Origin of the sequence: Sinorhizobium fredii USDA 257, from assembly GCF_000265205.3 — a bacterium.
Lineage (GTDB): Bacteria > Pseudomonadota > Alphaproteobacteria > Rhizobiales > Rhizobiaceae > Sinorhizobium > Sinorhizobium fredii_B.
The window spans coordinates 1-26296 of the sequence record NT_187151.1 but is presented as its reverse complement, the minus strand read 5'-3'; the positions used below and the strand labels follow the sequence as shown (position 1 = coordinate 26296).

At 59.6% G+C, this 26296-nt stretch carries 20 protein-coding genes and 10 pseudogenes; 9 read left to right on the top strand and 21 right to left on the bottom strand.

The window, feature by feature from the left end; translation table 11 throughout:
* Positions 1-94 precede the first annotated feature (94 nt).
* A pseudogene (locus USDA257_RS31445) lies at positions 95-733 on the top strand (IS21 family transposase); the annotation flags it as partial.
* A gap of 7 nt (positions 734-740) precedes the next feature.
* Here the strand turns inward: USDA257_RS31445 and USDA257_RS31440 are convergent.
* Positions 741-1930, bottom strand: a protein-coding gene (locus tag USDA257_RS31440) for an IS3 family transposase (protein WP_086018076.1) whose coding sequence is annotated in 2 segments (ribosomal slippage) — positions 741-1681 and positions 1681-1930 — 1191 coding nt in all. Because the reading frame shifts where the segments join, the coding sequence is not laid out codon by codon here.
* A gap of 52 nt (positions 1931-1982) precedes the next feature.
* On the opposite strand from USDA257_RS31440, the pseudogene USDA257_RS31430 reads away from it, so the two are divergent.
* Both USDA257_RS31430 and istB read left to right on the top strand, forming a co-directional pair.
* Positions 1983-2906: pseudogene (locus USDA257_RS31430) on the top strand (Mu transposase domain-containing protein); the annotation flags it as partial.
* Between the two features lie 14 nt (positions 2907-2920).
* Complete coding sequence (istB, locus tag USDA257_RS31425) at positions 2921-3664, top strand: IS21-like element helper ATPase IstB (RefSeq protein ID WP_014857536.1); 744 nt, start codon at positions 2921-2923, stop codon at positions 3662-3664.
* 158 nt (positions 3665-3822) lie between these two features.
* Here the strand turns inward: istB and USDA257_RS36420 are convergent.
* From USDA257_RS36420 to USDA257_RS34870, 12 genes and pseudogenes are all read right to left on the bottom strand, one after another.
* Positions 3823-4833, bottom strand: a pseudogene (locus USDA257_RS36420) (tryptophan halogenase family protein).
* Positions 4826-5659: an IS5 family transposase gene (locus USDA257_RS31415; protein ID WP_014327878.1), complete on the bottom strand. Its 834-nt coding sequence runs from the start codon at positions 5657-5659 to the stop codon at positions 4826-4828. Before USDA257_RS31415 ends, USDA257_RS36420 begins: the two are co-directional and overlap by 8 nt.
* A gap of 70 nt (positions 5660-5729) precedes the next feature.
* Entirely contained in the window at positions 5730-6263 is a 534-nt protein-coding gene (locus USDA257_RS31410; RefSeq protein ID WP_014857533.1) for a tryptophan 7-halogenase, read from the bottom strand.
* 417 nt (positions 6264-6680) lie between these two features.
* Positions 6681-7052: an exopolysaccharide production repressor protein gene (locus USDA257_RS34885; RefSeq protein ID WP_223843491.1), complete on the bottom strand. Its 372-nt coding sequence runs from the start codon at positions 7050-7052 to the stop codon at positions 6681-6683.
* A 75-nt stretch (positions 7053-7127) separates the two neighbouring features.
* A complete protein-coding gene (locus USDA257_RS37290; RefSeq protein ID WP_010875125.1) occupies positions 7128-7304 on the bottom strand; it encodes a hypothetical protein in 177 nt (58 codons plus the stop codon).
* Positions 7301-7504: a CCE_0567 family metalloprotein gene (locus USDA257_RS31400; RefSeq protein ID WP_014857531.1), complete on the bottom strand. Its 204-nt coding sequence runs from the start codon at positions 7502-7504 to the stop codon at positions 7301-7303. The genes USDA257_RS37290 and USDA257_RS31400 overlap by 4 nt, the downstream gene beginning before the upstream one ends.
* Positions 7505-7526: 22 nt before the next feature.
* Positions 7527-8015 carry a NifX-associated nitrogen fixation protein gene (locus USDA257_RS31395; protein WP_014857530.1) on the bottom strand — a complete coding sequence of 163 codons (489 nt, stop codon included), beginning with the start codon at positions 8013-8015 and terminating at the stop codon, positions 7527-7529.
* Between the two features lie 252 nt (positions 8016-8267).
* Positions 8268-9809 carry a nitrogenase molybdenum-iron protein subunit beta gene (nifK, locus tag USDA257_RS31390; RefSeq protein ID WP_015633414.1) on the bottom strand — a complete coding sequence of 514 codons (1542 nt, stop codon included), beginning with the start codon at positions 9807-9809 and terminating at the stop codon, positions 8268-8270.
* 95 nt (positions 9810-9904) lie between these two features.
* Positions 9905-11419 (bottom strand): nitrogenase molybdenum-iron protein alpha chain, encoded by a 1515-nt coding sequence (gene nifD / locus USDA257_RS31385; RefSeq protein ID WP_014857528.1) that lies wholly within the window; start codon positions 11417-11419, stop codon positions 9905-9907.
* 96 nt (positions 11420-11515) lie between these two features.
* Positions 11516-12406 carry a nitrogenase iron protein gene (nifH, locus tag USDA257_RS31380; protein ID WP_010875130.1) on the bottom strand — a complete coding sequence of 297 codons (891 nt, stop codon included), beginning with the start codon at positions 12404-12406 and terminating at the stop codon, positions 11516-11518.
* 244 nt (positions 12407-12650) lie between these two features.
* Positions 12651-12761, bottom strand: a pseudogene (locus USDA257_RS38900) (LLM class flavin-dependent oxidoreductase); the annotation flags it as partial.
* A 484-nt stretch (positions 12762-13245) separates the two neighbouring features.
* Positions 13246-13940: pseudogene (locus tag USDA257_RS34870) on the bottom strand (IS6 family transposase); the annotation flags it as partial.
* Positions 13941-14147: 207 nt separating this feature from the next.
* On the opposite strand from USDA257_RS34870, the gene USDA257_RS31365 reads away from it, so the two are divergent.
* A complete protein-coding gene (locus USDA257_RS31365) occupies positions 14148-14738 on the top strand; it encodes a helix-turn-helix domain-containing protein (protein WP_014857526.1) in 591 nt (196 codons plus the stop codon).
* Positions 14731-15960: a type II toxin-antitoxin system HipA family toxin gene (locus USDA257_RS31360; protein ID WP_014857525.1), complete on the top strand. Its 1230-nt coding sequence runs from the start codon at positions 14731-14733 to the stop codon at positions 15958-15960. Before USDA257_RS31365 ends, USDA257_RS31360 begins: the two co-directional genes overlap by 8 nt.
* Before the next feature lie 756 nt (positions 15961-16716).
* Here USDA257_RS31360 and USDA257_RS36835 read toward each other — a convergent pair.
* Both USDA257_RS36835 and USDA257_RS34860 read right to left on the bottom strand, forming a co-directional pair.
* A complete protein-coding gene (locus tag USDA257_RS36835; RefSeq protein ID WP_158499789.1) occupies positions 16717-16863 on the bottom strand; it encodes a hypothetical protein in 147 nt (48 codons plus the stop codon).
* 158 nt (positions 16864-17021) lie between these two features.
* A pseudogene (locus USDA257_RS34860) lies at positions 17022-17366 on the bottom strand (transposase); the annotation flags it as partial.
* Positions 17367-17530: 164 nt separating this feature from the next.
* On the opposite strand from USDA257_RS34860, the gene USDA257_RS31345 reads away from it, so the two are divergent.
* Complete coding sequence (locus tag USDA257_RS31345; RefSeq protein ID WP_109023434.1) at positions 17531-18247, top strand: IS6 family transposase; 717 nt, start codon at positions 17531-17533, stop codon at positions 18245-18247.
* 16 nt (positions 18248-18263) lie between these two features.
* Here the strand turns inward: USDA257_RS31345 and USDA257_RS31340 are convergent, their stop codons facing one another.
* The gene (locus USDA257_RS31340; protein ID WP_014330952.1) at positions 18264-18788 is read right to left on the bottom strand and encodes a hypothetical protein; all 525 of its coding nucleotides are present in this window, start codon (positions 18786-18788) and stop codon (positions 18264-18266) included.
* A 166-nt stretch (positions 18789-18954) separates the two neighbouring features.
* Positions 18955-19209 (bottom strand): annotated as a pseudogene (locus USDA257_RS38160) (IS110 family transposase); the annotation flags it as partial.
* 387 nt (positions 19210-19596) lie between these two features.
* Here USDA257_RS38160 and USDA257_RS31330 point away from each other — a divergent pair.
* Positions 19597-19947, top strand: coding sequence for a transposase (locus USDA257_RS31330; protein WP_014857518.1), 351 nt, complete (start codon positions 19597-19599; stop codon positions 19945-19947).
* A pseudogene (locus USDA257_RS38895) lies at positions 19947-20069 on the top strand (IS3 family transposase); the annotation flags it as partial. The gene USDA257_RS31330 and the pseudogene USDA257_RS38895, both read left to right, overlap by 1 nt.
* A 373-nt stretch (positions 20070-20442) precedes the next feature.
* Here the strand turns inward: USDA257_RS38895 and ltrA (USDA257_RS31320) are convergent.
* Positions 20443-21768, bottom strand: a complete 1326-nt coding sequence (gene ltrA, locus USDA257_RS31320; protein WP_034859668.1) for a group II intron reverse transcriptase/maturase — start codon at positions 21766-21768, stop codon at positions 20443-20445.
* A 571-nt stretch (positions 21769-22339) separates the two neighbouring features.
* Positions 22340-23816 (bottom strand): annotated as a pseudogene (gene ltrA, locus USDA257_RS34845) (group II intron reverse transcriptase/maturase).
* 381 nt (positions 23817-24197) lie between these two features.
* Between ltrA (USDA257_RS34845) and USDA257_RS34840 the strand changes: the two are divergent.
* Positions 24198-24746: pseudogene (locus USDA257_RS34840) on the top strand (Tn3 family transposase); the annotation flags it as partial.
* Positions 24747-24993: 247 nt separating this feature from the next.
* Here USDA257_RS34840 and USDA257_RS31300 read toward each other — a convergent pair.
* Together USDA257_RS31300 and USDA257_RS37495 are read right to left on the bottom strand one after the other, a co-directional pair.
* Positions 24994-25851 carry a hypothetical protein gene (locus USDA257_RS31300; protein WP_034859666.1) on the bottom strand — a complete coding sequence of 286 codons (858 nt, stop codon included), beginning with the start codon at positions 25849-25851 and terminating at the stop codon, positions 24994-24996.
* Between the two features lie 222 nt (positions 25852-26073).
* Positions 26074-26296 (bottom strand): hypothetical protein (locus tag USDA257_RS37495; protein ID WP_144051997.1); only part of this gene is annotated, 223 nt, incomplete at its 5' end.

The window sequence follows — 26296 nt, the reverse complement described above, 5'->3', positions numbered from 1 at the left end:
ATTCCAATCAAAGACCGGCCGGTTTCCGGCTCTGAAGATACCCCTTGGGTCAGCAACTTTGGCATCAAGCCTCCCGTTACACGAGGAGAGTTTGATGCCAGCGAAGAGAAGGCTGACCATGCGACAATTACGACAGATGCTCCGGCTTGCCGGAAGCGGGACAAGCAGCCGAGAGATTGCGGTGATCCTCGGCGTTGCCCGCAGCACCGTCCAGGATAACCTGAAGCGGGCTGCGATGGCGGGGCTGAGCTGGCCATTGCCGGGAGAGCTGACAGACGATGCTCTTGAGTCTCGGCTTTTCGCCCGCGCCGGCGTCAAGCAGGGCCAACGGCGACGTCACGAGCCGAACTGGGCACAGCTCTCTATCGAATTGAAGAAGCCCGGCGTGACACTGCTGATCCTGTGGGAGGAATATCGCAGCGTCCATCCCGATGGTTATGGCTATAGCCGTTTCTGCGAGCTGTTCCGCGGGTTCGAGCAGCGCCTTTCGCCGACGATGCGCCAGGAGCATGCGGCCGGCGACAAGGTCTTCGTCGACTATTCCGGTAAGAGGGTGCCGATCGTCGATCGCAAGACTGGCGAAGTCCGCGAGGCGGAGCTGTTCCTTGGCGTGCTCGGCGCATCGAGCTACACCTTCGCCGAGGTGACCTGGACCCAGACCTTACCGGACTGGGTCGGCTCACATGTGCGCATGTTCGCCTTCTTCGGCGGTGTGCCCCGCCTGACCTTGCCCCCAACTTTTATCCGATTTTGAGTTCGCTCCAGCGGTTTTTGGTTGCTGTATTTGGGGCGGTAGCGGCGGGTTGCGGTGCGGAGCCATTTCGGCTGCGCAGCACCGCATCACGTCGCGGGTTGATGGTCTGAGCGAACTCGGCAGGGGTCAGCCAGCCGAGGCCGGAGTGTGGTCGGCAATCGTTGTAATCGCTGCGCCAGTTTAAAAGCGCTGAGCGAGCATGAGAAAGTGACGAGAACAGGGTTTCATTCAAGAACTCGTCTCGCAGCCGCCCATTGAAGCTTTCGATGAAGGCGTTCTGGATCGGCTTGCCAGGCGCGATGTAGTGCCAATCCACCTTGCCCCGGTCCGTCCATTGCAGGATCGCGTTGCTGGTGAATTCGCTGCCGTTGTCGCTGACGATCATCCTGGGCTTGCCGCGTGCCTGGATGATCCGGTCCAGCTCACGGGCAACCCGCAGGCCGGACAGCGAAGTATCGGCGATGAGGCCCAAGCATTCTCTGGTGCAATCGTCGACGACCGTCAGAATCCGGAACCTGCGTCCATCGGTGAGTTGATCCGACACGAAGTCCAGCGACCAACGATCATTGGCAGTCATCGGGATCAGCATCGGCGCTCGGGTGCCAATCGCTCGCTTACGGCCGCCGCGCTTGCGCACCGTCAGCTTCTCCTCCCGATAGAGCCGGAAGAGCTTTTTGTGGTTCACTAGGTGTCCCTCACGTCTGAGCAGCACATGAATGCGTCGATAGCCGAAGCGGCGGCGTTCATGTGCCAGCGCCTTCATTCGCTCGCGAAGGCCATGATCGTCGCTGCGCCTGGTTTCATAACGGATCGTCATTCGGCAAAAGCCGATGGCTTTACACGCCCGCCGTTCGCTCATCCCATGTTGGCTCATCAGATGCGCGACAGCACTCCGCTTGGCTGCGGGCGTCACCACTTCTTTCCCAAAAGGTCTTTCAGAGCAGCATTGTCGAGCATCGCATCCGCCAGAAGCCGCTTCAGCTTCGCGTTCTCGTCCTCCAGCGTCTTCAGCCGCTTGGCTTCGGACACGTCCATGCCGCCGAATTTGGCCTTCCATTTATAGATGCTCGCATCGCTGACGCCGTGCTTGCGGCAAAGCTCCGAGACCGGCGTGCCCGCCTCGTGCTCCTTCAGAATCCCGATGATCTGTTCGTCTGTGAAACGGTTGCGCTTCATTCTCTGGTCCTCTCAATGGGCCAGAGCTTACTTCAAAATGGATTATTTCAACGGGGCAAGGTCACGCCTGGTCGTGCCCGACAATCTGAAGTCCGGCGTCAGCCGCGCCAGCTTCTACGATCCCGAGATCAACCGCAGTTACGGCATGATGGCGTCCCACTATGGTGTCGGCGTTCTGCCGGCCCGACCGCGACGCCCGAAGGACAAAGCGAAGGTCGAGAACGGCATGCGCTTCGCCCAGAGTTGCCTTCTCGGCCGCTTGCGCAAACAGACGTTCTTCTCGCTCGCCGAGGCCAATGCCGCAATCGCCGACGTGCTGGAGCGCATCAACAATCATGTCATGCGCCGGTTGGGTGTCAGCCGCCGCCATCTCTTCGAGACGGTCGAACGCGCGGCGCTCGCAAGCTTGCCCGCCGAGGAGTACGAGTTCGCCGAATGGCGCTTTGCGCGGGTCTCGACGGATTACCATGCCGAGTTCAGGAGCTTCTTCTATTCCGTCCCGCACGCGCTCATTCGTCAGCAGGTCGATATCCGGGCGACCGCGCGAATGATCGAGATCTTCCATCGCGGCAAACGCGTCGCGGTCCATCAGCGCCGCTATGGCGGGCCGCGCTATGGAACAGACCCCGCGCACATGCCGAGCTCCCACCGCCGATACGCCGAATGGACGCCGGAGCGCTTCCGGCGCTGGGGCGCGTCCATCGGTCCGCAGACCGAAGGGCTGATCGTCGCCATTCTCGCCAGCCGGCCACATCCCGAGCAAGGCTTCAGAACATGCCTCGGCATCCTGCGCCTCTATCGCGACCTCAGCCGCGAGCGCGCCGAGGTCGTTTCGGCACGGGCCGTCGAGATCGGCGGCCTGACCTGCAAGACGATTGCCTCGCTCATCGCAACCCACAAGGCCCTCAGACATTCCACCGAACCCGCCGCCGTCATGGAACACGCCAATCTGCGTGGCCCCGGCTACTTCCATTGAGGAGACACCTGATAATGCTGACCAATCCCACCATCGACATGCTGCGCGAACTCGGCCTGACAGGCATGGCCAGCGCCTATCAGGAGCTCGAGGCGCAGCCGGAAGCCAGACACCTCGAGCATGGCGAATGGCTCGCTCTGCTGCTCGAACGCGAGGCGACCACGCGCCGCCAGAAGCGCTTCGAGGCAAGGGCTCGCGCCGCGAGGCTGCGCCATGATGCCCAGATCGAGAACATCGACTTCCGCGCCGCCCGCGGCCTCGATCGCAATCTCGTCCTGAAGCTCGCCAACTGCGACTGGATCAGGCAACACCATAGCCTCTTGCTGATCGGACCCGCCGGCGTCGGCAAGAGCTGGCTGGCCTGCGCGCTCGGACACAAGGCATGCCGCGAGGACTTCTCCGTCGCCTATCATCGCCTGCCCAGGCTGTTCGCCACCCTTGCGCTGGCGCGCGGCGACGGCCGATATCCCAAGGTCCTCAAGGCGCTCGCCAGAACCGACCTGCTCATCCTCGACGACTGGGGTCCGGAGAAGCTCAACGACGAGCAGCGGCGCGATCTCCTGGAGATCGTCGAGGACCGCTACGAGAAGCGATCCACCATCGTCACCAGCCAGGTGCCCGTCGATCACTGGTATGACATGATCGGCAATCCTACGATCGCCGATGCAATCCTCGACCGCCTTGTCCACAACGCCTACCGCATCGAACTGCACGGCGAGAGCTTGCGAAAGCAGCGTCAAACACCATCCGCCGCTTGACCGCGCGACAATCACGCGCCATGCAAAACAACGGCCCAGGGGAGCATCAACTGGCCGGCTTCAGATCGGAATGGTGGCCGGAATGAAATCGGAATAGGTGGCCGGCTTCGTTTCGGAATCAGCGGCCGACTTCACCGGAATACGCAACGATTAGTGCATCATCCCCTCGTGCTGCTGATCTTGGCTATTGTTCCCTTCAGCCGATCAACATAGGCCTGGACCTCACTTCGACTTTCCGTCGAGAGCCTGCGTAGTTCGGCGCATGCGGCCGCCTGCGGCACTACTCCTAGAGGGACCGCCACTGAAATCCAATCAATTTCGTGGAAGAGGCTCTGCCATCCGCTTCCGACATACGGTTGGATATCGATAAAGCGCGGTGTCCGTTTTTGGAAGCAAGCCCTCAGGTTGGCATATCCTTCCGGCAACTCGGCTGCGGCAAGATCTCGCCAAAACGGTGTGTCAATTCGCTTGGAATCGTAGTGCAGCCTCAGGAAGTCCCGAACACCCGTTTAGCACCGTGCGTTCGCGCTGTTATAGCCTTCGATGGCCCGAGCGGGCAAAATGCCGCTTCCGTTGGCGAGAATGCGCTCCAAATTCCTTAACGCTTCGAAGGTGTGGGCGGCAAGTGCAGCCTCCAGGGGCTCAACAAAACCCGACGCCGTTCCCAAAGCCACGAAATTGTTAACCCATGCGGTCGAAAAGTAACCTTGATCCAGCGAAAGCTCGTGTTTCGCCTCCACACGGAATCCATAGTGATTCTCAACCTCGGCGATTGCCATCGCAGCGTCCGCATATCTGCTGCTGAATGCATAACCGGCACTGATCGAGCGATTCAATGGGGCTTCCCACATCCATCCGGCTTTCATGGCGGTAGCACGGGTAACGGGGGATGATGCCCGCGGCTCAAGCTCAACGATGATCGCACGATCAGTAGGCAGCACATTTGCGAACGAACACCAGCGCGTATTAAAGACTTTGCCGAGACCCAATCTGGCAAATCCGGACGCATCGACGGCGAAGTCGACTTCAAGTTCTTCGCCTCCGAGCTGGAAAGCGTTTACATGCCCTCGGTCGTCGAGTCTCATCCCGTGTACCACAGCCCTACGAGAAGTGATCCCACGTGCCAGTCCGACACGCCTTAGAGCCTGACTCGAAAAGGTCTCAACAATATCCGTACCTTGCCAAGCGTCGTGTCAGGACCCGGATGTGGGCGATAGTGATCCAAGCCTCGGCTGATGCGATGGACTTCTCCCAATCCTTAGCCAATCGTCGGCATCTGCCAAGCCATGCGAAGGTGCGCTCCACGACCCAGCGCCGCGGCAGAACTTCGAAGCCCTTGGCCTTGTCGGTCCGCTTGACGATCTGGAGAGTGAAGGCAGCGATCTTTTGGAGTGCGCCCTTCAGCTTCGGTCCGGCATAACCACCGTCGGCGAAGATATGTCTCAGCCACGGCCAGCGCTTGAGAATGGTTTTGAGGACGGCAGGTGCGCCGTCGCGATCTTGGATATCGGCGCTGTGAACCCTGAGGCCGACCATCAACCCGAGCGTGTCGACGACGATATGACGCTTCCGTCCCTTGATCTTCTTGCCCGCGTCATAGCCCGAAATTCCGCCGCTTTCCGTGGTTTTCACGCTTTGACTGTCAATCACGCCAGCAGATGGCGAGGCTTCCCGGCCTTCCAATTCGCGCGCCTCCATCACAAGATGATGGTTGATCCGACCCCATAACCCTGTCGCTCGCCATTCGTAGAAATAGGACTGGACAGTTGTAAAAGGCGGAAAATCCTTGGGCATCATCCGCCACTGGCACCCCGTCGTGGCGATGTAAAGCAACGCATTCACGACCTCGCGAAGATCGGTGCTGCGCGGCCTGCCCAACCGCCGCGGTCCAGGCAGGCAAGGCGAGATCAATCCCCATTCCCGGTCCGTCAGATCGCTTGCATACCGCCTTGCGCGTCGGGCATATTGCCGACGGGTGAAATCAGTCCAGCCCATTGTGGTCTCCGTTCGTCCTAAGCAAACAAACAGAATCACAACTGGCTGATTTCACTCAACTCTTTTTCGGTCAGGCTCTTAGGTATCGCTCGAAGCCGGCGTGATTGAAGTGAAACGAAGGGTAGAGTCCAGACTCACCCGTTGCCAGCAACTCGTCGATTTCCACTTGCGATGCCTTCTTTATGATTAACTCAAAGCCAGGGATGCACGTGTGAAGGTTCTCACCTGCGGCAATTCTCGCCGACAGCAGAGGGAAGAAACCGCCGACGCGGCATTCGATTTCCGGTATGCCCGATCCGCCGAACATGCGGTAGTAGCGATCCGGGATTCCTCCACCCCTCCAATTCTCATAGAGCACACCAAGCTTGTGGGTGGCGCCGGCTTCACCAATGAAAACGTCCAGGTCGAGCTCATTGCGACACAACGTGTCAATCAGGTTGAGCGAGCCCCCCTCCCCTGGGCCAAGCGGAAACACCGTCGGAGCCTCTATGACCGTTACATCGACATCAACGTCGAAAACACGGCGAAGCGCTATCGCTGCAAGCCAACCGACAATGCCGCCGCCGATAATTCCTATGCGCTTCGCATTCGTCAGATCCAGCATCACTTTTCACTATCGTCAAGATTATGTTAAGAGGCGGCGCATCTGCAGAGAGAACCAACAGTAAGACTCAATGTAGGATCATCTGAAGCGGTAGCATTCCCCAGATTGTGCCGTCGGGCAGCAATCCGGCAGCGCTAACCTGAGCAAAGGCGCCAACGTATTCTCGGCGACTACCATGATCAGCTCCATTGATTGGAAGGTCCTTGGCGACATTACGCAGATTCCATGTTCGCTTTCCAGAAAGGCTGCAGCTTACGCACTCTCTTGTTCCGCGCTTCAAGGGCTGACGCGGTCGCACGGCGCTGGTCCTCGGTGACAGTGAAGTCGGCCAGAAATCCAGCGTGGGCACTTGTCCTTGCACACCGAAAGCAAACCTCAGCGGGGATTTAGCCGCACGAGAGAGATTTCATGAAGCGGTTAGCAAGGGGCCGATCGAGAGTCCTCGTCCTCGAAGCACGGATCCCCATCAGTGCGCCCGTGAGTGCCCGCTATACGAGGGTCCCCGGGCTGTCCCTCTCCATGGAATTGCCCGGTCGTTTGACGAGCTCTCCGGGCGCAGTGAGCCCGCCAGAGCAGAAAGAGTACGTGTCCGAAATATGCTAGCTGCAGAAGCAGCGAACCAACCACAGTCGTGACGACTGCGTCACTGATGGACCCCGTTACGAGGTAGACTATAAGAGTGTTGGCGCATAGGAACAGCCATAGAATTCGATGAAAGATACCAAAAGACAACGCCGTTTTCCTGGTTTTGTTTGTGGGATCATGCGGCAATGTCGTCGGCCGCAACATGATTCTGGCGGTTTGGCCAAACACGCACTCCGGCTCCGCAGCCGATACAGCGGCCGGCGCTGTCGCCGGACATGATCACATGATCTGGTTGCTGGAATGATCGTCCTCGGCATCGCAAAAGACCGAGAATTTCACCTGCGTCATTGATCCCGTGAAGGTGCATACCTCGCGCCCCGAGTCAGCAGCCGCAGCCGATGCATAATAGATATTCCGGCACCAGCTGAAGCGGCGGGTCACGAACGAGCTTTTCATCGTGAATTCTCCGACGCGGCGAGTTCTCTTTTGGCAGCGTCCAACTGAGCAAAAGCGTCGAATGTTTTTTCGGCGACGCCCACTATTTCGGTCCAATAGTTCGGAAGGCACTCGGCAAGGTCATGCAATTGCGTCTTCGCAGTCGCAGCGCGTGACTGCAGTTTTTGAACCCTCTGCTTGAGTTTTTCAAGATCTGTCATGGTCTTATTCCTTGCAGGCACATTATGCCCGCGCCACGTCCGGATAAGCTTCGATGCTTTTGATCGCATCCTTGACCAACTTCGTGCCAGTCTTGGCGCATTTGCCAAGTGTATTGAAGCCGAAACGGTGAGCGTCACGTAGGGTCTTCGACAGCACCACCAGCCGCCTGGTTGTGAAGAGCACTCGGCCGATGCCCTCATCGCTGATCTCCAGCGTTCGCGAGATCAAAAGCCCCGAGCGCTCCTCGATAGCGACGCCGACGGCGGCGTAAAAAAGGTCGAGCCTCAACAGCACGTCCGGCTCGGGGTCGCCGATGACGGGGATGGCTCGCCGCTGCTCCTCCGTAACTGTGAAGTTGGCCAGCAACTCGGCGTCACATTTATCCCTCCATAATCCGTAGGAATCCTGAGCGCGGACCAACCGCGCGAGGCATTTCATGAAAGGAGTGGCCAACGATCCATCGTCACTGACAGCTCGAGTAAACCGGGGATCAGATAACGCTGTCATCATTTAGTCCTCGTCCTGAAGCACGGGCCCTCTTTAGTCGAGGCGATCCCGTGAGTGGCCGACAATACTACACAACCGTCTGTCTCTCTCCATGCAAAATTCATATGCCGCTATGCCCCTTTAGAATGATCAGGTGGCTGTCCGAATGCACTTCCGAGCGCAGTTCCGATAGCGCATGAGCTAAACGATCAGCCCATTTCAACGCTCGCGATCCCATGGTGCGGCTCCCGGGCCGGCGTTTTGCCGACCGCCGCTCTAGCGGGTCAGGTCATAGGAATAATCGGTCACCGCCGTCTGCATCGTTTCGCGATCGAGGCGGTCGAAGATCGTGTCGAGGATCGTCGTCAGCAGGCGCAGGCCGCCCTGGTAGCCCATGAGCGGAAAGCGGTGGTGGTGGTGGCGGTCGAAGATCGGGAACATCAGCCGGATCAGCGGCGTGCCGGTATCGCGCTCGAGATACTTGCCGTAGGAATTGCCGATCAGCAGGTCGACCGGCTCGGTGAAGAGCAGCGAGCGCAAGGCCCAGAGATCCTTTCCCGGCCAGACCTTTGCCTGCTTGCCGAAGGGAGAAGAGGCGAGCAGCTCGGTCATCTCGGCCTGCCAGGCCGCCGTGCCGTTGGTGGCGAGGCAATGCCGCGGCTCGCCGCCGGTCTCCATGACGAAGCGGGCCATGGCGTAGACGAAGTCCGGATCGCCGTAGATCGCGTATGTCTTGCCATGCAGCCAGGATTGGCTGTCGGCCATGGCGTCGACCAGCCGGCCGCGTTCCAGGCGTATCGTCTCGGGGATTTCCCGGCCGGAAATCGCCGACACCTTCATCAGGAACGCGTCGGTGGCGTTGATCCCGAGCGGGTAATGGAAGGCGGCGGTGGCCTGACCGACCTCCCGGCAATATTCGAGCGTCTTGCGGCTGTTGTAGTGCTGCAGCGACAGCGTCGCCTCGGCATTGAGTGCCGCCCTCAGCGCCTTGATCGTCGTGCCCCCGTCATACATGCGGTATTCGCCGTCGGACGGCGTATCGAACTGGTCGGAGGCATCCTGGATGAAGGTGTAGGACACGCCCATCAGGGTGAGCAGGCGCTGGAGCTCGCGGTTGTTGCCGACGCAAAAGCCGTCGAAGCCCGGGATGATGTTGATCGTGCCGGCCGCTTGCGTGCGCGCCTGGCCCTTCCAGAAGTGCTCCAGGATGCCCTTGACCATGCTGTCATAGCCGTCGACATGGCTGCCGACGAAGGCGGGCGTGTGAGCGAACGGCACGTCGAATTCGGGCGGGACTGCGCCTTCGCTCTTGGCGTTCTCAATGAAGCCATGCAGGTCGTCGCCGATGACCTCGGCCATACAGGTGGTGGAGACGGCAATCATCTTCGGATCGTAGAGCGCGTAGGTATTGGCGAGCCCGTCGACCAGGTTCTTCAGGCCGCCGAACACCGCCGCATCCTCGGTCATCGAGGACGAAACGGCCGAAGCCGGCTCCTTGAAGTGGCGCGACAAGTGCGAGCGATAATAGGCCACGCAGCCCTGACTGCCATGGACGAACGACATCGTCCGCTCGAAGCCGGCGGCTGCGAACACCGCCCCCAACGGTTGACAGGCCTTGGCGGGGTTGACGACGAGCGCCTCGCGGGCGAGGTTTTTCTCGCGATATTCCCAGCCCTTGCTGTATTCGCGCTGGTCCGTGACGAGCCGTTCGGGGTGCGGACATTCGAAGTTCAGCTTCTTCTCCGCGAGCATCTGCCGGTATTCCGGCTCGCGAAACAGCGGCGCATGGTCGAGTATCTTCTCAGCCGATTGCGGCATGGTGTTTGACCCTTCTTGATCTGGCCTCTTAGGCCAGGGATGTTCGAGAGGTTTCCGGTCTTGCCGCGGTCCTCGTGCCGCGCAAGACCGGACGATCATTCGGCTGCAACTGCGGCCGTCGGCACGGTCATTTTCTTCCAGGGCGCGTCGTAAAGATCCCAGACCGGATTGTTGATGGCGAGATCCATGTCGCGGGCGAAGATGGCGAAGCCGTCATAGCCGTGATAGGGGCCGGAATAATCCCAGGAGTGCATCTGGCGAAACGGGATGCCCATCTTCTGCACCGGATACTTCTCCTTGATGCCGGAGCCGACCAGATCGGGGCGGATCCGCTCGATGAACGTGTCCAGTTCGTAACTGGTCGCGTCGTCATAGATCAGCGTGCCCGTCTTCACGTAGTGGCCGGTGCGCTGATAGTCGTCGTTGTGGGCGAATTCGTAGCCGGTGCCGACGATCTGCATGCCGAGGTCCTCATAGGCGGTGATGACGTGGCGGGGGCGCAAACCACCGACATAGAGCATCACTCGCTTGCCCTGGAGGCGCGGCCAGTACTTGTCGATCACGGCGTCGACCAGCGGCCGGTACTTGGCGATGACCCTCTCGGCCCGTTCTTCGATCGTCGGGCCGAAATGCCTGGCTATCTTGCGCAGAGAGGCTTCGATCTGGGAGGGGCCGAAGAAGTTGTATTCCATCCAGGGGATGGCGTATCTTTCCTCCATGTGCCGGCAGATGTAGTTCATCGACCGGTAGCAGTGGATGAGGTTGAGCTTGGCCCTGGGGGCCCGCTCCACTTCCGCGAGCGTGGCGTCGCCCGACCAGTTGCCGACGACGCGCAGCCCGATCTCCTCGAGCAGGATGCGCGACGCCCAGGCGTCGCCGCCGATGTTGTAATCGCCGATGACGTTGACATCGTAGGGACCGGTTTCGAACTCGACGTCCGTCTTGTCGTCCGCCTTGTCGAACACCCAGTCGCGGATGGCGTCGTTGGCGATGTGATGGCCGAGCGACTGCGAGACGCCGCGGAAGCCTTCGCAGCGCACCGGCACGATCGTCGTTTCGTGTTCGACGGCCTTCTTGCGCGACACCGCTTCGATGTCGTCGCCAATCAGGCCGATCGGACATTCGGACTGGATGGTGATGCCGTTGTTGAGGGGAAACAGCTCCTCGATCTCGTCGATGACCTGTTCCAGCTTCTTGTCGCCACCAAAGACGATGTCCTTCTCCTGAAAGTCGGAGGTGAACTGCATCGTCACGAAGGTGTCGACGCCGGTGGTGCCGACATAATAGTTGCGGCGCTGCGACCAGGAATACTGACCGCAGCCAACCGGGCCGTGCGAGATGTGGACCATATCCTTGACCGGGCCCCAGACCACGCCCTTCGAGCCCGCATAGGCGCAGCCGCGGATCGTCATCACCCCGGGGATCGACTTGATGTTCGACTTCACGTCGCATTCGGAGAGGGTCTCGCCCTCCTCCCCGACCGCCTCGCGGTCCGATGCGACACTGAGGTGCTTTTGGCGACGCTTGGCCGCCTTGTGTGGGTACTGCGACAGCACTTGCGTGATCAGCTCCTGATGGAGCGCACTGTCATTCTCGTAATCGAGGCTCATTGGGCCTGCCCCCTTTTTTGCGTGTCCTCCAAGAAGAGGCACCATTGGTGGAATGTCGCACCGGATCACCGTCCCGGGCAGCGTCTGCGGCGGCGGTCACTGGGCCGCTGCCGCCGCTTCCTTGGCCTGAAGTTCGGCAAGCATCTGCTCGTCGGTCTTCATGACGCCGAAATCGAGCAGCATGTCCTCCAGCTCCTCCATGGTGATCGGGGTCGGGACGGTGCCCTGGCCGGAATTGGCATGGATCTTGTCGGCCAGCGCGCGATACTCCGCAGCCTGTTGCGACTCCGGGGCATACTGGATCACCGTCATCTTCCTGAGCTCGGCGTGCTGGACGATGTTGTCGCGCGGCACGAAGTGGATGAGCCTGGAATTGAGCTTGGCCGCCAGCGCCTCGGCGAGATCGAGCTCGCGGTCCGTCTGGCGCTCGTTGCAAATCAGCCCGCCGAGCCGCACGCCGCCCGAATGGGCGTATTTGAGGATCCCCTTGGCGATGTTGTTGGCGGCATAGAGCGCCATCATCTCGCCGGACATGACGATGTAGATTTCCTGCGCCTTGTTCTCGCGGATCGGCATCGCGAAGCCGCCGCACACCACGTCGCCCAGCACGTCGTAGGAGACGTAGTCGACATCGTCATAGGCGCCATTTTCCTCCAGGAAGTTGATCGAGGTGATGACGCCGCGGCCGGCGCAGCCGACGCCCGGTTCGGGGCCGCCGGACTCGACGCATTTGATGCCCTTGTAGCCGACCTTGAGCACGTCCTCGACCTCGAGATCTTCCACCGATCCCTCCTTGGCCGCCAGATGCAGGACCGTGTCCTGCGCCTTCGCGTTGAGGATGAGCCGGGTGGAGTCGGCCTTGGGATCGCAGCCGACGATGAGGATCTTCTGCCCGAGGTCGACAAGGGCGGCGAGCGTGTTCTGCGAGGTGGTGGACTTGCCGATACCGCCCTTGCCGTAAAACGCGATTTGACGCAGACCTGCCATGTTGCTTTCCTTCGTTGTTCGAAACCATCGCGGTTGCCCGCAACACGAATACAGCGGCAGCTTCAAGCCGCCTGCACAAGAGTGGCTACAAGACCCGTGCCAAGTCGAGGAGGGTGAGCCCAGCAGAAGCTGGTTTACTTTCTTTTACAGCTACTTAGATTAGGAGAAGTAGCCGACCCAGACGCAAGCCTGTGTCGCGGAGCCGACAATTTCACAAACAATTGTCGAAAGCGTCCGACGCGCCAATGGTCGTAGTCAAACCGGCGCAGTGGGTCACGATCGACAAAGGCGACGGACCGCTGTAGTCGTCGAAGTGGTGCTCGGCGAACCAGGCTGTGCTGAAGCCGGCTTGCAGACTGTCCTACGATTCATGACAGCCGCGCTGGGCGGCCAGGATAGATGTTGCGAACTTGATAGTCGCTTCGTTTGCAGATCAGGCGCCGTGCAGGTCGCGGTGCCACGTGTCATTCGGCCGGCGCTGACGGTGTGGTCCCCATTAGGACGCGTCAGGCGAGGCCAGAAATCGTCCCCAGTTCATCGTCCCCAGTTCATCACCCCTGCCTTTCGTGAGCCGCGGCCTACGCGACGTCCATTCGTGATCCGGTGTATGTTGCGCGGTTGGGTCTTCGAGACTTGAGGGAGCTGGATGAAGATCAACGTGACTACTTGTGCGCAAGGACCTACGCTGCGGTGCGCACAAGAGACCGGAGCAGCAACCTTGGGGCCGATGTGATCCCTGAATGCGCAATGGGGAGGTGCCCCCTTCCGGCACTGTAAAGTTATCAGCGGATTGATGCAGCGATAGCTGGCGGGGACGGCTGTCAGGCTGCGGCGACACACGCGATTTTGCTCCAGATTTGCATGGCGGCGTTACGCAGGTCTTGATGTTGAGCCGATGACAGCGTATTGCGGGGAAAGTGGAACAGGTTGGCAATCGGATCATGGAAACGAACCGCTGAAGCTGGCGTGCCGACTTGAAGCGTTTCATGGTCCTTTCGCGTCGTCGGGTCGGCTGGTGCGAATTTTCCGCTCGATTATTTAGGCCTTTGTGCGACCGGTGTTCGACACCGGGCATGAGGTCGCGCCTGGCGGCATCATAGGACCGGAGCTTGTCGGTGATCATGACCCGTGGTGTCCGCCCTTGAGCCTTCAGCAACTTGCGCATCAGGCGCTTTGCCGCCTTGGCATTTCGGCGGCTTTGCACCAGCACTTCGAGGACGAAGCCGTCCTGATCGACGGCACGCCAGAGCCACTGCTTCTTGCCATTGATGGCCACCACACATTCGTCGAGATGCCATTTGTCGCCCAGGCAGCCGGCTGACCGTCGCTTGATCTCCCGGGCGAAATGCCGTCCGAATTTCTCCGCCCAGCTTCGAATGGTCTGATGCGTGACGATGATGCCGCGGGACGCCAGCATGTCCTCAACCATGCGCAGGCTGAGCGGAAAGCGAAAGTAGAGCCATACCGCGTGCGCAATGATCTCAGCGGGATAGCGGTGGCGACGATAAAGCGGATCACGAGCAACTTCTGACATGGCCCATGTACGCACATCTTCCTCAGCCGTCGGTTAACTTTACGGTGCCGAGCTGATGGGTAACTGTGAGTCCTAAGCTGCAAGTTGATATATAATTCCATATAAGTCAGCGTTTTGATACGGTTTTGTATATCGGCATTGCATTGCTCTGAGAATCCTCTATATATTATCCTGTATGTTTCGCATCCTGCGATACAGGATAATGATATGGCATATAAAACGGAGCATATAACGCAGCAGCTGCGCGCTGCGCGCGAAGCGCAGAAAATGAGCCAGCGCGAGCTGAGCGCACGATCGGGCCTGACGCAAAGCCATATTTCTCAGATAGAACGGGGCACCATGGAGCCCGGACTTGGCAGCCTAGTGGATGTGGCGCGCGCGCTCGACCTCGAGATAGTCCTTGCCCCGAAAAAACTGATGCCGGCAATCCGCAATATCCTCGATAGTGCATCGGCATCGAGTGATGTCCTGACATCCGACCAGCGCAAACTGGTGGGGCGCCTTGAGCGGTGGTTTGCGCAGCACAGGGGCGGGTTCGGTAGTGCTTCCGAGGCAGATACATTCAAAGATAGCCTCGCGCTCTTACGGCATCTTCCTCTGTCGGCCGAGGAGATGGACACATTCAACGAGGCGACTGCACGCCTCGAACGGTGGCAGGCTGATCCTCCATCCCGTCAGGAACTGAGCAGGATCGCACATGCCGTAAGACACCTACGCAACGCCGCGGTGCACCGCGACCGTGACGACGCGGTCCCTCGCTCGGCCTATGCGCTGGATGAGGAAGACGATAATGCCTAAGGTCACGGTACTCGATGTCAGGCTGTATGGGGAACCGGTTTCGACCCTGACGAATCTGCAGGACGGGCGCACCATCTTCGCGTTCAACGAGGCTTATATCGAAGACGAAAAGCGGCGGACGCTTAGCCTGTCCCTGAAAGACCCGTTCGGGGCGCTCATCACGAAGTTCAGGCCGTACAACATGGTGGTCCCTCCCTTCTTCTCGAACCTACTGCCGGAAGGACCGCTGCGCAAATACCTCGCTGATCGTGCGGGTGTGAAGCCGTCGCGTGAATTCTTCCTGCTCTGGATGCTCGGCCGCGACCTGCCTGGGGCTGTGACGGTGCATCCCTCCGAAGGGGATGACGCGCCTCCGGATGACGAGCAGGCTATCGTCGAAGCGCGGCCGAACGCGCTGCGCTTTTCGCTGGCAGGTGTGCAGCTGAAGTTCTCGGCCTTTAAGAACGACAAAAAGGGCGGCGGCTTGACCATTCCGGCCGAGGGCACGGGTGGCTCGTGGATCGTGAAGCTGCCGTCTCAGCAATATAGCGGCGTGCCCGAGAATGAGTTCGCGATGATGACCATCGCCCGCATGATGGGTATGGACGTGCCTGAGCTCCAGCTGGTTGATCTCGACGCCGTAAGCGGCCTGCCGCAGGGGGTGGGTGAACTGCACGGGCAGGCGCTGGCGATCAAGCGTTTTGACCGCACGCCGGAGGGAGCGGTGCATATCGAGGACTTTGCGCAAGTCTTCGGCGTCTTTCCCGACCACAAATACGATAAGGGCAATTACCGGATGATCGGCCGCGTGCTGGGGATCGAAACCAGCACGGCCGACGTGGCGGAATTCATCCGGCGTCTAGTCTTCAGCACGCTAATCGGCAATGGCGACATGCACCTGAAGAACTGGTCGCTCATCTATCCTGATCGCCGCACCCCTGCGCTCTCGCCAGCGTATGACTTGTTGTCGACTATCCCTTACATCGAGGGGGAAGATACGGCGGCGCTCAATTTCTCCCGCACAAAAAAGATGGCGGCGCTGTCGAAGGACGAGCTGGCGCATCTGGCTGCGAAAGCGGAGCTTTCCGAAAAGCTGGTGATCGACACGGCGCGCGAGACGGTTGAACGTTTTAGGGCGGTATGGGAGGCGGAAAAGAAAAATCTGCCGATGGCCGCCAAGGTCGCCGACACGATCGATACGCACGCACCGACGGTCGAGCTGTACCGTGAGTTCGCGAAGTAGTGCCTTGCGGCTCGGCATTCAAATTATCGAGCCTTGCTGTATATTCAAGTCGTTAGCCCATCCAAAGGATGGCCGTTAGTTCGAATCCCATCAAGACCCACAAGGCGGAAATGGCACATCGGCCGCATAAGTCCAAAAACTCCGGCCGACGAAGTCCAGGTCGAGTAGCCAGCCTCTTTCCTTCGACATGACGCTGACATCTTGAAGGCCCAAGATGTGCCTCCCAGATGAAAGTCGCTCCGAAAACCGGGGCGTCCGGTTACAGTTCTTTGGACCCGACGGCGGAGGTCATGATGCGGGGATCCTTTAACAACCTGGTCTATGCGCAAAATGGCCGCACTCTCGTGAAGGAAATCTGTTCCGTGAGCAAGCGATCGTCTTCGTGGAGCGAAAGCGACTCGACGCGGAGGATCTCGTCGCCCGCATCACTTGGCAGGCGTTAAGCAAATGCCTTGTTGGAGAGATGCATGTGAATGCGGCGCGCGAGACGTTTTTCCGCACGGCGAAAAAAGAAGGGCCTCCTTGCCGAACCGGAGATGTCATTGAGCTCAGTTGGCCGGTTGGCTAAGTGACTGAGCTTCCGCTTCCAGGAACGCGGACGGCACGTGCCTTGGAGCGGGCTCATCCACGCCTGGTCGATCAAGATCGTTTACGACAGCACTGGAGCGGCGGCTTCGTTGCCTTTGACGGTGTGCGAGCCGACCAAGGTCAATGTGGCAAGTGGATGAATCAGCCATTTGGAGCCGAAGGTGAGATTCATAGCCGCACCGTTGCCTTGTGTTCGAGATGATTGAGGACAGACATCAGGGCAAGGGCCATGCCCACAACAACGACGCCGATCGCAGCGCCGAGCGGCCAATCGAATGAGACGCCCATCAAGTTGATGACCACGCCGGCGATCATGACGCCCTCGGCACCGCCGACCAATGTAGCAGCAATAAAATCACCGAAGCCGAGAGAGAAGGTAATGGTCGCACCAGTGATGATACCCGGAATGGAGATCGGCAGAACGATTGAAAAATTTCCCAATCGGTCGAACCCGCCTCCTTGCCCGCCTCGATCAGTTCCACGAACAGCGCTTCCAGCGCGTTCCCTGCGTGGGCGATCTTGTGATCGCGGTCGGTTCGGCCGTGCTCCAGCCGGTTCACAGTGGATTTGCCGGCACGCACCGCGGAGTCCTGCCGCTTCGGCGTCAGCCGCTCCGACAAAGGCGCGAGCACCGGGTCATGGCGCATCGTGTCGTGGTCGTCGACATCCTGCTAGGCCAGCGCGATCGCCGCGACGCGCTGGCCGATCAGCGTGCGCACGCTGTGAACCGTGCACTTGCGATCGCGGCCATCGACGAAGCAGGCGGCCATCCGGTCGAACAGCCCGATGGCCCCGTCGACGTGGCGAAGCAGCAGCGCCGAAGGCTTCAAATTCGAGCTGCGCGGAGATAAGTGTGTTTGCATCGCGCCCTCTGCTAATTCTTTGTCGTAAAAGCAACTTCTCAGATTCGTGGGCCCGATGAACCCCCTACTTGGCACCGTAAAGTTAACCGACGGCTGAGGAAGATGTGCGTACATGGGCCATGTCAGAAGTTGCTCGTGATCCGCTTTATCGTCGCCACCGCTATCCCGCTGAGATCATTGCGCACGCGGTATGGCTCTACTTTCGCTTTCCGCTCAGCCTGCGCATGGTTGAGGACATGCTGGCGTCCCGCGGCATCATCGTCACGCATCAGACCATTCGAAGCTGGGCGGAGAAATTCGGACGGCATTTCGCCCGGGAGATCAAGCGACGGTCAGCCGGCTGCCTGGGCGACAAATGGCATCTCGACGAATGTGTGGTGGCCATCAATGGCAAGAAGCAGTGGCTCTGGCGTGCCGTCGATCAGGACGGCTTCGTCCTCGAAGTGCTGGTGCAAAGCCGCCGAAATGCCAAGGCGGCAAAGCGCCTGATGCGCAAGTTGCTGAAGGCTCAAGGGCGGACACCACGGGTCATGATCACCGACAAGCTCCGGTCCTATGATGCCGCCAGGCGCGACCTCATGCCCGGTGTCGAACACCGGTCGCACAAAGGCCTAAATAATCGAGCGGAAAATTCGCACCAGCCGACCCGACGACGCGAAAGGACCATGAAACGCTTCAAGTCGGCACGCCAGCTTCAGCGGTTCGTTTCCATCCATGATCCGATTGCCAACCTGTTCCACTTTCCCCGCAATACGCTGTCATCGGCTCAACATCAAGACCTGCGTAACGCCGCCATGCAAATCTGGAGCAAAATCGCGTGTGTCGCCGCAGCCTGACAGCCGTCCCCGCCAGCTATCGCTGCATCAATCCGCTGATAACTTTACAGTGCCCGCCGACGCTCACCTCCATGAGGTCTTCGGCTCCGCTTCGTTCGAGTTGCCAGGCCAGGAAATGTCTGGCCCCCCACAAGAACGCGTCGATGCTCGCCCAAGCAAGGCCACGCTCCTCGCGAAGCCAGGTTTCGTATTCGTTGCAGATCGCAAGCCGCAGTCGGTCGGCGGCGCAGGTTGCTTTTGGAGCAGGTGGCCACTGATGCTGCACAAGCCGCAGCAGAGCGTGAATACCCGACTGCGGAATTTCGTGCCAGCGCTTGCCGGGATTTCGACCGCGGCGCTTCCGGAATAGCGCGACTGCATCGCACAGATATCGCGCGACCTCGGCTTCGGTCACATCTGCGACCATAATTCCTCGATGCCCTAAGTAATCGAGAAACTCCTGTGCATAGGCGCAGTAATTTCCGATCACCACCGGACTGTAGCGGCGACTGCTCAGTACGGCTTTGAGTTCAGGGATCAGTTCTCGTCCAGATTTCGACATCCACAACTCCTCTGCTGGTCGAATGACCGCAGAGGTTCGCTGGAAAATAATGCAGAGCAACGACGGCGCCGAACAGCGGAAGTGTATGGATTTTCTGCGCCAGTCCCGCGTTCCTTCGCATTATGGCCATCTGACGATTAGTCAAGGAATGAGGAGGTGAGCATTATTTGACGAAAGGTTTGACGTAGGCCGGAGGAATGAGGCGCACATCATGGCCGAGGTTCGCGATCTCACGCGCCCAATTGTGAGCGCCACCGCATGCCTCCATGCCAACCAGACATCGAGGCAGCTTTTCGAAGAAGCGCAGCACCTCGCCTCGACGCAGTTTCCGATTGAACAGGGGCGAGCCTTCGATATCGGCGCCGTGAACCTGGAAAACGAGTTTGGCTAAATCGAGCCCGATGGTGCTAACATGCTTCATGGAACGGTCCCCCCTTTGTGGCGTTCGAACAACGACCACGTTTTAGCACTAGATGCTGTCGGAGCGGGCCGTTCCACCTCATCACATACGGTCGCCGCTTGGAGCGGCTGCACCAATATCCCGCTTGCGGCGGCATGGGCCCAAAAGGCGAGACCCGTCTTTGAATGGCATTCAGCCAGCTGGGATCTCGGTTCGCCTCCTGGATCCGCCAAACTTCACCCCGGCGCCGAAACCAAGAGGCCGGCCACCGAAAAATGGCCATCTCTCCTCGTCATCCGGAGCGGCACAATTGGGGAATTTTACTTCGGCACTTGGAGTGCGCCCCTTGGGGTGGACAGATTGGGATGAGGAATTGACCGGCCTACCGGGTTTTCGGAAAGAAGACCCATGGCAAAGCACCGCAGTCACAGCGTCGAATTCAAACGTCAGGTCGCGCAGGAATTTCTCGCCGGCGAAACGCTGCATGGTCTGGCAAAACGCCACGACGTGTCGCGCAATCTTATCCGCATCTGGGTTCAGAAGTACGAGGAAGGTGCATTTGACGAGGATGCGCAGGCCGTTGACCTCCTCCAGGAATACGAGGCGCGGATCGCGGCGCTGGAGCGGCTAGTCGGCAAGCAGGCTCTGGAACTGGAGTTTCTAAAGGGGCCTCTGAAAAACGCACCGCCGCCGAAAAGCGGGACTACGTCCGTCATCACCGGCCCCGCGGCATCTCCGTCGCGGAAGGATGCCGGCTGATGGGAATCGCGCGCTCCACTTATTATGACCACCCAGAAAGGCCGGCCGACGACACTGCGATCGTCGAAGCGATGTTCGCGATCTGCGACGAGTTCGAGTTCTACGGCTATCGCCGCGTCGGTGCGGCCCTGCGGCAGCAGGGTATTGTCGTGAACCACAAGAAGATTCGCCGCCTCGGGCGGCAAGGCGCAGCGACATCAACCTCCATTATGGCAGCGAGCCCGGTACCAAATTCTACAGCGGGCTTTCCGATCAATATGGCTATTTATAGCGCGGCGATCCTGATTGACGCTGAGTCCCCGTGAGGCATTCGAGAACATCCGAGTGAGGCAACGGCATTATTTTCTGGGAACACTCTTGGATGAGGCAATACGCGTTTCGCGGTAGGGACGCCCATTACTGGACGCCACCGGGTCACCGGAGGCGGTCACCCACCTCCGGTTCCCACAGAACGTGGCGTGCAGATTTCCCGCACCACGCTCTTCGGCAGTTGTTTCACAGCACCGCAAGTGCTCGCAGCGCCCGGTATGGGAGCCGCAGCTTTGGTTGCTGCAGCGGGGTCCGTTCCTTGATCTGCTGGAAGGCGTCCCAGGTGAGGTGGCCACCATCACGGCTGCGGCTGCGCAGCACCTTCAACCAGTACCGCTCCCCAGCCCTATAGACCTTGGTGAGCGACCGGTAATTTCCGGCGACACCGTAATAGGCATAGTGGCCGCGTAGGACAGCGTTAATCGCGCCGACCTGTTTCCTGATCGTATGATGCCGCATTTCCCGCATCAGCGCCTGCAGCGACGAGACGCTCCGTCGAAGTCTCGACTTCTCCGTGCGCATGCCAACCTTGAAGTTACCCTTCAGGTTCCGCGTGCAGTACAGCGTCATGCCCAGAAAATAGAATGTCTCCGGGCGGTTTCTGCCGTGCTTGCCCGCGTGCCGCTGTGCGAACCGGCCAAACTCGACCAGTTTGGTCTTGGTCGGCTCAAGCGTGAGGCCAAATTTCCCCAGCCTGTGGCGCAGGGCCTCCTCGACGCGAAGTGCGTCCGAGCGATATTGGAAGCAGATCACAAAGTCGTCGATGTAGCGCACCAGCCGAGCCTCGCCCCGTAACCGGGTCTTCACGACGCGCTCGAACCAAAGGTCCAGGACATAGTGCAGGTAAACGTTGCTCAGCAGGACGCTGATCGAACCGCCTTGTGTAGTTCCTTCGTCACTCGGGTGGACAGCTCCGTCCTCAAGGACGCCCGCTTTCAACCAGCGTCTGATCAAGCTGATCAGGCGCGGATCCCCGACTCGATGTTCGATAAACCGGAGCATCCACTCATGGGACAAACTCCCGAAGAAATTCTTCAGGTCCGCCTCCAGCACCCAGCCCGTCATACCACCGGAGATCACCTCGTTGAGGGTCGACAGAGCATGGTGGGCGCTGCGCTCTGGCCTGCCCCCGAACGAGCAAGGCAGAAAGTCCTGCTCGTAGATCGCGGACAGCACCTCAGCGGTGCTACGCTGAAGCGCCCGGTCCGATACGGTTGGCACCCCGAGCGGGCGTTTCTCCGTCTTTCCGGGCTTGGGGATATAAACCCGCCGGACTGCCGGCGCGCGATACCCCTGACGGTGAATGGATTGAAGCATCGGCTCGATCCATTCTCCAAAGCTTTCCTTCGCCGCCTCCACCGTCTGCCTATCCACCCCGACCGCCGAACGGTTCGGAACCCTTGTAAGATTCCTCTGCACTCGGTCACGCGTGATGTGATGGGCAAGCGACGTAAAGCGGAGCTTCGGCTCACACCGAGCTTTCGCTTCTATGCGGTCAAGTTCTGTTTCCATGGTCAGCTTTATCTTTCCATTACATGAAAGGCCTCGTCTCCCGTTGGATGGAGCCCATGTTGCCCAAGAACACTTCAACTACCGCTGACCGCTTCCCCATGTGGCCGGCTCTCCCGACCTCGGAGTACTATCAGTCAGTCTGACTTCCACCCGACCATCAGTCCCTTCTCACCTCATCGGCTTGTCAGGTCCTACAAGTTTACGCTTGAGCCGGATGGATCTCCCTTGTTCACGTCAATGCCTTCGGTTGTATGCTGGCGGTACGAACCCCGGGAGTACCTCAGGCCACTCGCGAAGACGCGGCCTTCGATTCCGCCTTCCCCCAACGGGGATGGGGTCGGCTACTCCGATCACGATCGATTTCGGGGCTATCTTCCCGTTCACTGCTGTTCCGGCCTACAACCTCCCTGTCTACGCTTCGCAACGGCCGTTACCGGACGCCACGCAAGACTTGGTACGCGGCTGCTCGCTAGGCTTTGCCGCGGCCGTCATCTCAGACGGCTGACTTCAACGCGCTTGCAAGGCGCAACCCCGCACAGATCCACGCGGGCGGCTTTCCCGCACGTGGCTCCTACCTTGGGTGACTGACGGCGAAGCGGACGCTCGGCCATGGATGAAGGTTGCAAGGCTTGGGAAGGTAGTCGTCGGCTAGCTCTGCGACCCGTTCCCACGTTGCATCGTCCTTCTGGCTACGCCGCCGTAGCGATCGTCGCCAGAGGTCGATCACGCGGTACCTGAACGCCGTGAGCGCCCGGATATTCGTTGGAACCGCAAAGTAGCCGAAGTGTCCTTTTACGAGTTGCTCCAGCCATTTCCCCTGTTTGGGATTGGCCAATGCATGCGCCGCCGTAGCTCCACCTTGATGTCCTTGAGCTTCACCCGCATGCGGTCGCCTCGGGTCTTCCGTCTAAGCTGGAAGCGCCCTTTGCGCGATTTCCCGCAGATAAAGGTAAAGCCCAGGAATGCAAAGGTTTCCGGTTTGCCGAGCCCGCGTCGCTTGCGGTCGACCGCCGCAAAGCGGCCGAACTCAATCAGGCGGGTCTTGTCCGGATGAAGCGACAGCGCAAACTCCTCAAGCCTCGCGCGCATCGCATCGAGGAAGCGACGGACGTCGTCCTCGTGCTCGAAACCAATGATCACATCATCGGCATAACGCACGATGATCATATCGCCGGTGGCCCCACGCTGTCGCCAGCGCTCCGCCCACAGGTCGAAGACGTAGTGCAGGTAGATATTGGCCAGAAGCGGCGAAATCACCGACCCTTGACCCGTTCCCCTGTCATCCACCGTCACAATCCCGTCTTCGAGGATGCCCGCCTTCAGCCATTTCCGGATCAGGCGGATGATGCGCTTGTCGCCGATCCTGTGTTCCAGGAAGCGTGCGAGCCAATCCTGGCTGACGCTCCCGAAAAAGTTCTGGATGTCGGCGTCCAAAATCCAGTTCACCTTCCGCTTATCGATCGCCACGCACAGGGCATCCAACGCATCATGCGGTCCTCGTCCGGGCCGAAACCCGTAGGAGAAACCGCAGAAGTCACCTTCATAGATGGCGTTGAGCACCATGACCGTTGCACCCTGGACGACTTGTCTTCCAGGGCGGCAATCGCCAGCGGCCGCTGCTTTCCATCCGCCTTCGGTATGTACGTCCGGCGAGACGGTTGCGGTCGGTACGCCCCACTGTGGACCCGTTTGTGCAAGTCCCTGAGCCGAGGCTCAAGGTCTGCCTCGTAGTCCTGCCACGTCATGCCATCCACCCCGGGAGCGGCCTTGCGCTTGAGCGCGTAGAACGCCGTCCGAAGCGTGTCGACATTGATATGGTGGAAGAGCGCAGTGAACCGTTCCTTCTTCCTTTGCCTTGCGGCTTTCCGTACGCGGTCCAGCGCCTGGGTCACGCGAGCCCGGTCCTGTGTCCGGTGCGTGCTTTGCTGGCCCACGTTCCCCTTGGTCGCCGGCCTTGGCTCCACCGGCTCCGCCACCGGTTGCCCGGTTTTGTTCGTCGGCTTCACAGCTACTATGCCGGAGTCAGACTTCTCCTGTCCGTTCATCATCGGCTACGGCTCCTCGCCTTCCCGATGCGGACCGGCATGGCGAACGCCACCCGGCCAGACAAGAGATCTCCCAGGTTCCGACGCGTTCCTTTCATGCGTGATGCGGCCCTAGACCCCGGCAGGGCGACGGTGCCTCGCTTATCGGCTCCGCACATGTTGCCTTCGACGGATGAGAACGTCTCGGCCCCTGCAATCTTATCACTATCGTGGCTCACTCCCACACCCCGCATGATTGCTGCGTACGCTTCGCCGTGGTCGTCACCTCCCACGCCGCAACACTTGCTACCGGGCGGTCGCTACCCCTTACCCGGACCGGACTCGCACCGGCTGGAACGCGCCAGCTTGGCCTGGCGCACCTCACCGTGATTGTCGCCGCGCAGCTATTACAGCATCCTGCCGATCAGCCCTACTGAGAGCGAGGCTGTCTATGTGCTCGATGGCCTGTTTGATCACGATACGATTCTGGAGATCGAGGAGCTGTTCACGGATACCGGGCGCGCGAGCGATCATGTTTTTGCGCTGTTCTGCCTGGTCGGCAAGCGCTTCGCGCCGCGCCTTCGCAACATCAAGGAGCGAAAAATCCGTTCCTTCGAAAAGGCTGATGCCTATCCGACACTGGCAAATCATATCGGCGCACCGATCAACACCGCGCTCATTATGGACCATTGGGACGAACTCCTGCGCCTTGCAGCGTAAATCACGACGCTTACCGTCGCGCCTTCGGCGATCCTCAAGCGGTTGTCCGCCTCATCGAAATACAGCGAACTGGCCAGAGCACTGCGCGGACTCGGCCGCATCGAGCGAACGCTGTTCATGATCGAATGGTATTCCAGTCCGGCGCTGCGCCGGCGTTGTCAGGCCGGTCTCAACAAGGGCGAAGCTGCACATAAGCTCAAGCGCGCCGTGTTCTTCCACGAACGCGGTGAAATCGAAGCCATACGGCTCTCGGCGCCAGACGACCGCCCCTATAGGTCACCGCCAGCCGGGCGCGACGCCCCGGACGGATTTATGCACCAACGTTCACTTATCTCGAACATCGAAACAGTCATCGAAGCGATTGCTTTCGCAATATGCGGAAAGGCGCACCGAGGAGCGCGCTCCCGTTTCGCTATCTCTTCCCTCCCGGCACGCGGGACACGAGACATGATAGTCTTCATGCCGCTCCCTATTGAACCTCTTAGTCGGCCGGTCCTCCGCGGAAATTCAACGCCCGCTCCAAATACCAAGAAGGGTCATCGCTGGACGAATCTGTCTCGACATACCCTTCGTTTTCGTCGCTCCTTCCTTCAACGGGATCCTCGCTCTCGGCTTGGAGATACTGTCGAGGCTTGTCTGCCCGCTGCCATTCACGGTCGCCGTTCAGCGTCCACTTATCGCCATGCCGTTTAGGATCAAGCACGAACTCGTTTCCACCCACGTCAACAAAGCCCATCTGCTCCAGACGGGGCCTCGGGTCATCGTTAGCAGGACGCGACATGATTAAGGGCTTCTTGCCGTCGAGCCGAAGTTGATGTTCGAGCAGAACATCGCCCGCGTTCTCAACGAGCGGATGGGTCACTCGCATAGCCACAACCGATGAGATGTTTTTTCGCTCCGGAAAGTGCTCTTTCTGCCAGTCTTTCCCTTTGATGCGGAATCCTGGATCCACTCTTAGCAGCCCGACGCTCTTGTCGCCCAACTGGTAACTGAAGTACTGCGCACCAGGCTTGTCAGCTACGCTCGCACCAACTCTAGCGACCATTGCGGTGCGCTCGGCTTTCTTGGACACGAAATCCGAGTATTCTAATGGATTATCGGCAATGTGCTTGACATCATCACTATAGAAATTCTTCAGTTCTTTTTCGAACGTCTTTCTGTCCAACTCGTAGATAGGAGGTTCGGAGGTGAGGGAATACAGCCGCGACGCCGACGACGAACCAGACGCCGCCTCTGCGAGCGTTTCCGTAAACGTCTGGTCATCTGCTGCCTGCCCCGATTCATCGGCTTGGCTCGCGCTTGTAGATTGGCTGGCTGATCCAGTGATACTGCTATACATGCGGTTCGCTCCCCAATTGAAATGGTTGCACCGTTGTAATATCGTTCTACTCAAGACCTGTTAGCAGCCTAAGCCAGGGAGCTGACGACGAGCTGACGTACGGAAGAGTGCATGGCAGCAACCCCTACCTCGATCTGATCCCGGCTGGCCACATGGTGAATAGCGCACAACGCCGAGCCGATCGACTACACGCGCGACGCGGTCGAGGCGCTGTTGAAACTTTCATCTGAGAGCCGGCTCCGCAAATCTGAACAGTGCGATAGGTGGAGTCTTTGCCGGACGGCTGGCAAGATTGGGCCGCGAGATCAGCGAGACGAAGAGTAGACGCGCACGCCGGAACAACACACCGGTTTTTTGAACGTGGCGCTGGCCGCCGTCAAGGGCGATTAACGCTGGCTCAACTGGCACCGTAAAGTTAACCGACGGCTGAGGAAGATGTGCGTAC

Coding starts and splice junctions, on each gene's coding strand:
- USDA257_RS36835 (WP_158499789.1), bottom strand. CDS start 16,863: ATGATCGCCGGCGTGGTCATCAACTTGATGGGCGTCTCATTCGATTGG.
- istB (WP_014857536.1), top strand. CDS start 2,921: ATGCTGACCAATCCCACCATCGACATGCTGCGCGAACTCGGCCTGACA.
- USDA257_RS31340 (WP_014330952.1), bottom strand. CDS start 18,788: ATGTCGAAATCTGGACGAGAACTGATCCCTGAACTCAAAGCCGTACTG.
- USDA257_RS31400 (WP_014857531.1), bottom strand. CDS start 7,504: ATGACAGATCTTGAAAAACTCAAGCAGAGGGTTCAAAAACTGCAGTCA.
- USDA257_RS31360 (WP_014857525.1), top strand. CDS start 14,731: ATGCCTAAGGTCACGGTACTCGATGTCAGGCTGTATGGGGAACCGGTT.
- USDA257_RS34885 (WP_223843491.1), bottom strand. CDS start 7,052: ATGTTGCGGCCGACGACATTGCCGCATGATCCCACAAACAAAACCAGG.
- USDA257_RS31410 (WP_014857533.1), bottom strand. CDS start 6,263: ATGCTGGATCTGACGAATGCGAAGCGCATAGGAATTATCGGCGGCGGC.
- USDA257_RS37290 (WP_010875125.1), bottom strand. CDS start 7,304: ATGAAAAGCTCGTTCGTGACCCGCCGCTTCAGCTGGTGCCGGAATATC.
- USDA257_RS31415 (WP_014327878.1), bottom strand. CDS start 5,659: ATGGGCTGGACTGATTTCACCCGTCGGCAATATGCCCGACGCGCAAGG.
- nifK (WP_015633414.1), bottom strand. CDS start 9,809: ATGCCGCAATCGGCTGAGAAGATACTCGACCATGCGCCGCTGTTTCGC.
- nifD (WP_014857528.1), bottom strand. CDS start 11,419: ATGAGCCTCGATTACGAGAATGACAGTGCGCTCCATCAGGAGCTGATC.
- nifH (WP_010875130.1), bottom strand. CDS start 12,406: ATGGCAGGTCTGCGTCAAATCGCGTTTTACGGCAAGGGCGGTATCGGC.
- USDA257_RS31365 (WP_014857526.1), top strand. CDS start 14,148: ATGGCATATAAAACGGAGCATATAACGCAGCAGCTGCGCGCTGCGCGC.
- USDA257_RS31300 (WP_034859666.1), bottom strand. CDS start 25,851: ATGTATAGCAGTATCACTGGATCAGCCAGCCAATCTACAAGCGCGAGC.
- USDA257_RS31345 (WP_109023434.1), top strand. CDS start 17,531: ATGTCAGAAGTTGCTCGTGATCCGCTTTATCGTCGCCACCGCTATCCC.
- ltrA (WP_034859668.1), bottom strand. CDS start 21,768: ATGGAAACAGAACTTGACCGCATAGAAGCGAAAGCTCGGTGTGAGCCG.
- USDA257_RS31395 (WP_014857530.1), bottom strand. CDS start 8,015: ATGATGACAGCGTTATCTGATCCCCGGTTTACTCGAGCTGTCAGTGAC.
- USDA257_RS31330 (WP_014857518.1), top strand. CDS start 19,597: ATGGCAAAGCACCGCAGTCACAGCGTCGAATTCAAACGTCAGGTCGCG.